The organism is Streptomyces anatolicus (assembly GCF_019400875.1).
GTDB classification, from domain to species: domain Bacteria; phylum Actinomycetota; class Actinomycetes; order Streptomycetales; family Streptomycetaceae; genus Streptomyces; species Streptomyces anatolicus.
In genome coordinates, this window is sequence record NZ_WMBF01000325.1 from 1 (window position 1) to 7,125 (window position 7,125).

The window sequence follows — 7,125 nt, forward strand, 5'->3', positions numbered from 1 at the left end:
GCGCCATAGCGCTCCCCCCGTCCGCCCCGCGATACTTCCGCCACCTCACCGGTTACGGAAGGACTCGCGTGCGTTCTCGTTCTCATGTGCTGTCTCGGCTCGGCGCCCTCGGTGTCGCCGCCCTCTTGGCCGGGGCCATCGCCCCGGCGTCCGCCTCCGCCGCCCCGGGCTCCGGCGACCGTGCCCCCACCGTCGAGGAGCAGCGGCTGGACCGTGCCGCGCCTCGGGAGATCCTGCGGCGCAGTGGGTTCGACGGGCTCGCCCCGGAGTTGGCGCGGGCGCTCGGCAAGGCCCGCTCCTATGACCAGGCCCGCCGTCTCGTCGTACGCGAAGGCGGGGAGCTGTGGCGCAGGGCCGTCGACCGGGCCCAGGGGCGCGGGCCCGCCCGGGGGGATCTGAGCCGGGACGACGACCGGCCGCTGTACTGGGCCCGCCTGGGGATGGCGCGGGAGCTGCGGCAGTGGGAGCCGAAACGCTTCTCCCTCGGGGAGGAGCAGCGCGCCCGGCTCATAGGGGCGCTGGAGAGGACGTCCCGGGGGCAGGACAGCGTCCGGTTCCCCGGGTCCGACCGCGGCCCCGGAAAGGGTCAGCGCGCCGAGGGCCACCGGGTCAAGCGGATCCTCGTCACCGGGTTCGACCCCTTCACCCTCGACCGGGACGTCCGCATCAGCAACCCCTCCGGCGCCACCGCGCTGGCCCTGGACGGCACGACGATCCGGACCGCCGAGGGGCCCGCCCGCATCGAGGCGGTCACCTTCCCCGTCCGCTGGCAGGACTTCACCGACGGCGCCGTGGAGCGGGCGCTGCGCCCCTACCTTCCCCGCGTCGATCTCTTCACCACCATCAGCCAGGGACGGGTGGGCCGCTTCGACATCGAGCGGACCAACGGGGCCTGGCGCGGCGGCTTCCCCGACAACGACAACGTCTCCAGGACCGAGACCGTCCCGGTGAGCGATCCCGCCTCGCAGCCCCAGTGGACGTCGACGACCCTCCCGTACAAGAAGATCGTGGAGGCCGCCACGGGCCGCTTCCCCGTGTACGACAACACGTCGGTGACCGAGATCCCGGCGGGCGGTGGCGCTCCGGTGGTGCGGCCCGGCGGGCCCACCGAGGGGTCGACGGCCCGTGCGGGCGGCGGCGGTGACTATCTGTCCAACGAGATCGCCTACCGGGCGACGCTGCTGCGCGACCGGCTCGGGCTGCGCGACCGGCTGCCCGGCGGGCATGTGCACACGCCCGTCCTGCAGTTCGGGGCGGAGAACACCGACCCGGCGACGGGTGCGGTGACCGATCCCGAGTTCGTACGGAACCGGCTCGACATCATCGCTCAGGTGAGGGGCATCCTGCGGGTGGCCGCGTCGGAGTCCTGACCCGCGCCGGCCGCGCCCGGGGCGCCGTCGCCGTCCGAGCCGTTCTCGCCCAGCAGGTCCCGTGCCATCAGCGTCGCCCCCGCGACCGCGCCCGGCATCAGGAAGACCGCGACGAACGGCACCAGGAAGGCGACGGCGAGCGGCGCCCCGAAGCCCCAGGCGAGCCCCTTGCGCGAGCGCAACAGGGCGAGCCGGTCGCGCAGTTCGACGCCCCGGCGCTGGAGGGCGACCGCGGTCAGCTCCTCGACGAGGAAGAAGCCGGTCACGCAGAAGCCGATGACCGGGACGACGGTCTGGCCGACGACCGGGATGAAGCCGAGTCCGAGGAGCAGGACGCCCCAGAGCAGCGCGCGCACGAGGACGCGCAGGCTGTCCCGTGCGGAGATCCACAGTTCGCGCCAGAGCGGGAGACCCGACTCGGGGGCGTAACCCGACTCGGCGATGTCGACCTTCTCGGAGAGCGACTCGTAGAAGGGCTGCCCGATCAGGAGCGTCATGGCGGTGAAGGTGAGGACGGAGAGCAGCAGCGCGAGGGCGAAGAGCAGTGCCGTCAGGAAGCCGCGGAAGAGGCCCTGCCACGGTGCGGACCAGTCGTCGGCGAAGGGTGTGGCCCAGCCGACGGCGTCGGCGCCCCAGAGCGCGAGCGCGACGAGCGCCCCCGCGTACAGGACGAGGGTGATGAGGCCGGGCAACAGGCCCATCCCGTACTGCTTGCCGTGCTGGGCGACCCAGCGCTGGCCCTTCATCAAGTAGCCGAAGCCCACACCGAGATCGCGCATGCGGCACACCTTAGCCGCAGGTGAGGGGCGGTTTGCGGGGTGCTGTGCGCCAGGTCTGTCACAGCTCTGTCGAAAACCCCCTTGTTGGGGCGGAGTCGGACCGTGTAAGACCTCGCTTACCGATCAACGGAGGTACGCATGGGCATGTCCCGGCCATCCAGACCCGTTCTGCTCACCACCGCCGCCACGGCCGGCGCGCTGGTCCTCACCGCGCTCGTCCCGGGCAGCGCGACCGCCGATCCGACGCCGCGCCCGGTCACCCGCGAGGGTTCGCCGCTCGGCGCCGACCGGGCGGCCAAGGCCCCGGAGGCCGCCGCCGAGCGCGCCCTCGGCAGCGCGCTGTCCCCGGGGCTCATCGATGACAGGGGCCGCGGCTACCCGCGCGAGCGGAAGCTCGACGCACCTCCGGAGAACCCTGCCGACAAGTCGATAAAGCTGGGGCTCACGCCGTACCACGGCATAGCCCCGAAGCTGAACGAACTCCAGCGGCTCGGCGACCGCGTGAGCGTGGAGATCGCGGGCCGTTCGGCGGGCGGGCACCCGCTCTACCTCGTGACGGTCACCGCTCCCGAGTCCGCGCGCGAGACGGCACGTCAGGAGCGGATGCGCGAGCGCATCGAGAACGCTCCCTCGGCCGCCGCGAAGGACAAGGCGATCAAGGCCTCGTACAAGACGCCCGTCCTCATCAACAACAACATCCACGGCAACGAGTGGGAGGGCACCGACGCCGCCCTGAAGCTCATCGAGAGGCTGGCGAGGGCGAAGGACAAGAAGAGCCGGTCCCTGCTCGCGCACAACCGCCTCTACTTCAACATCACCGCCAACCCCGACGGCCGTATCGCGGGGACCCGGGCGAACGCCAACGGCTTTGACCTCAACCGCGACTTCATCACCGCCTCCCAGCCCGAGGCCCGCGCGATCCGCGAGATCGCCGTCGCCAAGCAGCCCGCCGTCATGATCGACCTGCACGGCTATGTGAACGGCACACTGATCGAGCCGACGACTCCCCCGCACGGCGAGAACTACGAGTACGACCTCTTCCTCAAGAACTCCTACGCCAACGCCCTCGGCATGGAGGCCGCCGTCAACGGCCGCGGCTACACGCGGGAGAAGGACGGCGTGAAGCCCGCCGTCATCCCCTTCCGCGACCAGGAGGAGGGCTGGGACGACTGGCCGCCCATCTTCACCCCGCAGTACCTGCCGTTCCACGGCGCGGTCGCCACGCACACCATCGAGTTCCCGATGCAGGTGAACAACGCGGTGTACGAGTCACAGCCGGTCGCCGAGCTGCGGCGCAGGGCCGCCATCAACGTCGACATCGCGGGCGCGGCCATGCGCGCGAGCGTCCACTTCGCCGAGCGCCGCCGCACCTCGCTGATCGCCGACCAGATCGAGGTCTTCCGGCGGGGCGCCACGGGCGCGAAGCAGGTGCCGGTCTCGGCGGAGACGGTGCCGGGTGTGCCGGGGATCGGTCCCGAGGATGTGTACACGACCAACTTCCCGCGCGCGTACGTGATTCCGGCGGGCTCCTCGCCGGGCGGGCGCGGTCAGCGTTCGGCGCCGGCGGCGGCGCGGCTCGTGGACCATCTGCTCGCCAATGACGTACGCGTCGAGCGCGCGGCCCACCGCTTCCGGCTGGGCGGCAAGACGTACCCGAAGGGCTCGTACGTCGTCGACATGCACCAGCCCAAGCGGGGTCTGGCCAATGTGATGCTGGCCGACGGGCGCGACATCAGCGGCAAGGTGTCGACCATGTACGACATCTCGGGGTGGAGCCTCGGGCGGCTGTGGGGCGCGAGCGTCGACTCCGTGAAGAGGGGCGACCTGGACGGACTGCGCACGCGGGAGGTGCGGGCCGCGGCCCGGGTCGGGTATGTGGCGCCGCGCGGCGATCTGCGGCTGCGGCTCGACGACCCGCGGGAGATCGCGGCCGTCAACCACCTGCTCGCCGAAGGGGTTTCGGTACGAGGCGGCCGTGACGGAAGCGCGATCGTGCCGTCGTCGGCGCGGCGGGCGGCGGTGGTGGCCGCGAGGAAGTACGACGTCGCGTTCGACGCCACGAAGGCCAAGGGCGGCGCCGCGCTGCACCGTACGCGGGTCGCGGCGGCCGTCACGCCGGGCGAGCTTTTCGCGCTGCGGGAGATGAACTTCGACGTGGTGCCCGTGTCGACGGCCGTGCTCAACTCCGGCTTCGACTGGAAGGGGACGGACGCGCTCCTCGTGTCGGCCGGGCTCGACCACGGCGGGCTGAACGCGGCGGCGAAGGCCGGGCTGGAACGGTTCCTCACCAGGGGCGGCGGCCTCGTCGGCCGTGGCGCCGCGGGCGCCGCGATGAACACCGGCGCGAAGCTGCTCGCCGTGCAGCCGGTGGAGGGCAACGGCGACGCCAACGGCGTGGTGCGCGTGGCCAACGCGGGCGGCACGGTCACCGGCGGCGCGCCGGACCACAGCTTCGTCTACTCGCCGATGTGGTTCACGGGCCTCGGCTCCGGGGTGCGCGTGGAACAGCGGTACGGGACCGGGAACCCGCTGGTCTCCGGGCACTGGCGGGCCCTGGAGGACGGCGGCGGGGGCCCGGCGTCCGCCGCGGGGCGCGCCTCGGTGGTCAGCGGGGCGGCGCGGGGCGCGGACGTGGTCCTCTTCGGCACCGAGCCGCTCTTCCGCGACCATCCCAAGGGGGTGTTCCCGCAGGTCGGGCGGGCGTTGCTGAAGGTCGGCCGGTAGGCGGTACGGCAGAGGGCCGCACCCCCCGCCGGGGGGTGCGGCCCTTTCGTGCAGATGACCGGGCGGCGGTCAGGCGACGGCGAGTTCCACCTTGATGTTGCCGCGCGTGGCGTTCGAGTAGGGGCACACCTGGTGGGCCTTCTCGATCAGGGACTGCGCGGTGGCCGCGTCCACGTTCGGAATGGAGGCGGTGATCGCGACCTCCAGGCCGAAGCCGCCGGACTCGTTCTGGCCTATGCCGACCTTGGCGGTCACGGTCGAGCCGGAGATGTCGGCGTTCTCCTTGCGGGCGACCACGCCGAGGGCGCCCTGGAAGCAGGCGCTGTAGCCGGCGGCGAACAGCTGCTCGGGGTTGGTGCCCGCGCCGCTGCCGCCCATCTCCTTCGGGGGGTTCACGACGACGTCGAGCTTGCCGTCGTCGCTGGCCACGCGGCCGTCGCGGCCGTTCTCGGCGGTGGCGACCGCGGTGTACTTGACGTCGATCTTCTGGATGGACATAGGTGCCGATTCCTCCTGTGACGTGCCGCGGTGCGCGCCCACACCGCGGCCAAGTGGAATCAGGTTATCGGATGCCGGAAGATCGGGTCAGGGCCCCGCGCCCGGGACGGGGCCTCAGGCGAGGGAGGCGGCGCCTCAGGCGAGGAGCGGGGCCTCAGGCGAGGGCGGCGTCTCAGGCGAGGGAAACGATCATCTTGCCGGTGTTCTCGCCGCGGAGCATGCCGAGGAAGGCCTCCACGCCGTTCTCGACGCCCTCGACGACCGTCTCGCGGTACTTCAGCTCGCCGGAGCGGATCCAGCCGCCGACCTCGCGGACGAACTCCGGCTGGAGCGCGCTGTGGTCCTGCACGAGCATGCCCGTCAGGCGCAGGCGCTTGCCGATGACCAGGGCGAGGTTGCGCGGGGCCGGGGTCGGCTCCTTGTCGTTGTAGCCGGCGATCATGCCGCAGATGGTGACGCGGCCGTGCACGTTCAGCCGGCTGATGGCGGCTTCCAGGTGCTCGCCGCCGACGTTGTCGAAGTAGACGTCGATGCCGTCGGGGGCGGCCTCCTTCAGCTGCTCGGCGACCGGCTTGTCGTCCTTGTAGTTGAAGGCGGCGTCGAAGCCGTACTCCTCGACGAGCAGCTTGACCTTGTCGTCCGAGCCCGCCGAGCCGATGACGCGCGAGGCGCCCTTCAGCTTGGCGATCTGGCCGACCTGGCCGCCGACGGCACCGGCGGCGCCGGAGACGAAGACGGCGTCGCCCTCCTTGAAGGAGGCGACTTCGAGCAGACCGGCGTACGCGGTCAGGCCCGTCATGCCGAGCACGCCGAGGTAGGCGGAGAGCGGGGCGGCCTGCGCGTCGACCTTGGTGGCGTGCTGGGCGGGCACGGAGGCGTACTCGCGCCAGCCCGCGAAGTGCAGGACGTGGTCGCCGACCGCGAAGCCCTCGGCGTTCGAGGCGACGACCTCGCCGACCGCGCCGCCCTCCATGGGCTTGTCGAGCTGGAACGGCGGCACGTAGGACTTCACGTCGTTCATCCGGCCCCGCATGTACGGGTCCACCGAGAAGTGGAGGTTGCGCACGAGGACGCGGCCCTCGCCGGGGGCGGTGACGGGGACCTCGCGCAGCGCGAAGTCCTCGGGGACCGGCCAGCCTTCCGGGCGCCGGACCAGGTGCCACTCACGGCTGACGGAGGGGAGCTGCTCGGGGGTGACGGACATGAGGGCGTCCTCCTAGGAAAAGATGTTTCATGTACTGAAACAACCATGCTCTTTGATATTTCATGGTGTCAAGTAAACGGGTACCCTGGTGACCATGGCCACCAGTGACCCGCGTACCCCTTCGCCCCGCGCCGACCCGCTGACGGTCGAGGTCGTCGAGCTGATCGGCGAGGTCGTGGGGCGCTACCACGAGGAGTACGAGGAGGCGGCGGCCGGGCACTCGCTGACCGGGGCGCAGGCGCGCGTCCTCGGGCTGCTCTTCGTCGAACCTATGCCCATGCGCCGCATCGCGCAGAAGCTGAAGTGCGAGCCGTCGAACATCACGGGCATCGTCGACCGCCTGGAGGCCCGGGGCCTCGTCGAGCGCCGGCCCGACCCGGCCGACCGCCGCGTGAAGCTGGCGGCGCCGACGGGTGAGGGGGCGGAGGTCGCCCGCAGCCTCCGGGACTCCCTGAACTTCGCGCGTGAGCCACTGGCGGAGCTTTCGCACGAGGAGAGGGTTTCGTTGCGGGGGTTGTTGCGGAGGATGTTGGGCGGGGAGGCGTAGGCC

Annotated in this window: 6 protein-coding genes; 3 read left to right on the forward strand and 3 right to left on the reverse strand. The window is 71.8% G+C overall.

Annotated elements, in window-relative coordinates; genetic code table 11:
* The first annotated feature begins 86 nt into the window (after positions 1–86).
* Positions 87–1,370: a pyroglutamyl-peptidase I gene (locus GKQ77_RS23695; protein ID WP_308117764.1), complete on the forward strand. Its 1,284-nt coding sequence runs from the start codon at positions 87–89 to the stop codon at positions 1,368–1,370.
* On the opposite strand, the gene GKQ77_RS23700 is transcribed toward GKQ77_RS23695, so the two are convergent.
* Positions 1,328–2,149, reverse strand: coding sequence for an EI24 domain-containing protein (locus GKQ77_RS23700; protein ID WP_219690955.1), 822 nt, complete (start codon positions 2,147–2,149; stop codon positions 1,328–1,330). The two genes, GKQ77_RS23695 and GKQ77_RS23700, sit on opposite strands and share 43 nt — an antisense overlap.
* Before the next feature lie 138 nt (positions 2,150–2,287).
* On the opposite strand from GKQ77_RS23700, the gene GKQ77_RS23705 reads away from it, so the two are divergent.
* Positions 2,288–4,873: a M14 family zinc carboxypeptidase gene (locus tag GKQ77_RS23705; protein WP_219690956.1), complete on the forward strand. Its 2,586-nt coding sequence runs from the start codon at positions 2,288–2,290 to the stop codon at positions 4,871–4,873.
* Positions 4,874–4,942: 69 nt separating this feature from the next.
* Here GKQ77_RS23705 and GKQ77_RS23710 read toward each other — a convergent pair whose 3' ends face one another.
* Entirely contained in the window at positions 4,943–5,371 is a 429-nt protein-coding gene (locus tag GKQ77_RS23710) for an organic hydroperoxide resistance protein (RefSeq protein WP_219690957.1), read from the reverse strand.
* 172 nt (positions 5,372–5,543) lie between these two features.
* Positions 5,544–6,575, reverse strand: coding sequence for an NADP-dependent oxidoreductase (locus GKQ77_RS23715; RefSeq protein ID WP_219690958.1), 1,032 nt, complete (start codon positions 6,573–6,575; stop codon positions 5,544–5,546).
* Between the two features lie 94 nt (positions 6,576–6,669).
* Between GKQ77_RS23715 and GKQ77_RS23720 the strand changes: the two genes are divergently transcribed.
* Positions 6,670–7,122 carry a MarR family winged helix-turn-helix transcriptional regulator gene (locus GKQ77_RS23720; protein WP_219690959.1) on the forward strand — a complete coding sequence of 151 codons (453 nt, stop codon included), beginning with the start codon at positions 6,670–6,672 and terminating at the stop codon, positions 7,120–7,122.
* Positions 7,123–7,125: the final 3 nt, after the last annotated feature.

Excerpts from the sequence above, each read along its gene's own strand:
- GKQ77_RS23720 (WP_219690959.1), top strand. The coding sequence starts at position 6,670 with ATGGCCACCAGTGACCCGCGTACCCCTTCGCCCCGCGCCGACCCGCTG.
- GKQ77_RS23700 (WP_219690955.1), bottom strand. The coding sequence starts at position 2,149 with ATGCGCGATCTCGGTGTGGGCTTCGGCTACTTGATGAAGGGCCAGCGC.
- GKQ77_RS23715 (WP_219690958.1), bottom strand. The coding sequence starts at position 6,575 with ATGTCCGTCACCCCCGAGCAGCTCCCCTCCGTCAGCCGTGAGTGGCAC.
- GKQ77_RS23710 (WP_219690957.1), bottom strand. The coding sequence starts at position 5,371 with ATGTCCATCCAGAAGATCGACGTCAAGTACACCGCGGTCGCCACCGCC.
- GKQ77_RS23705 (WP_219690956.1), top strand. The coding sequence starts at position 2,288 with ATGGGCATGTCCCGGCCATCCAGACCCGTTCTGCTCACCACCGCCGCC.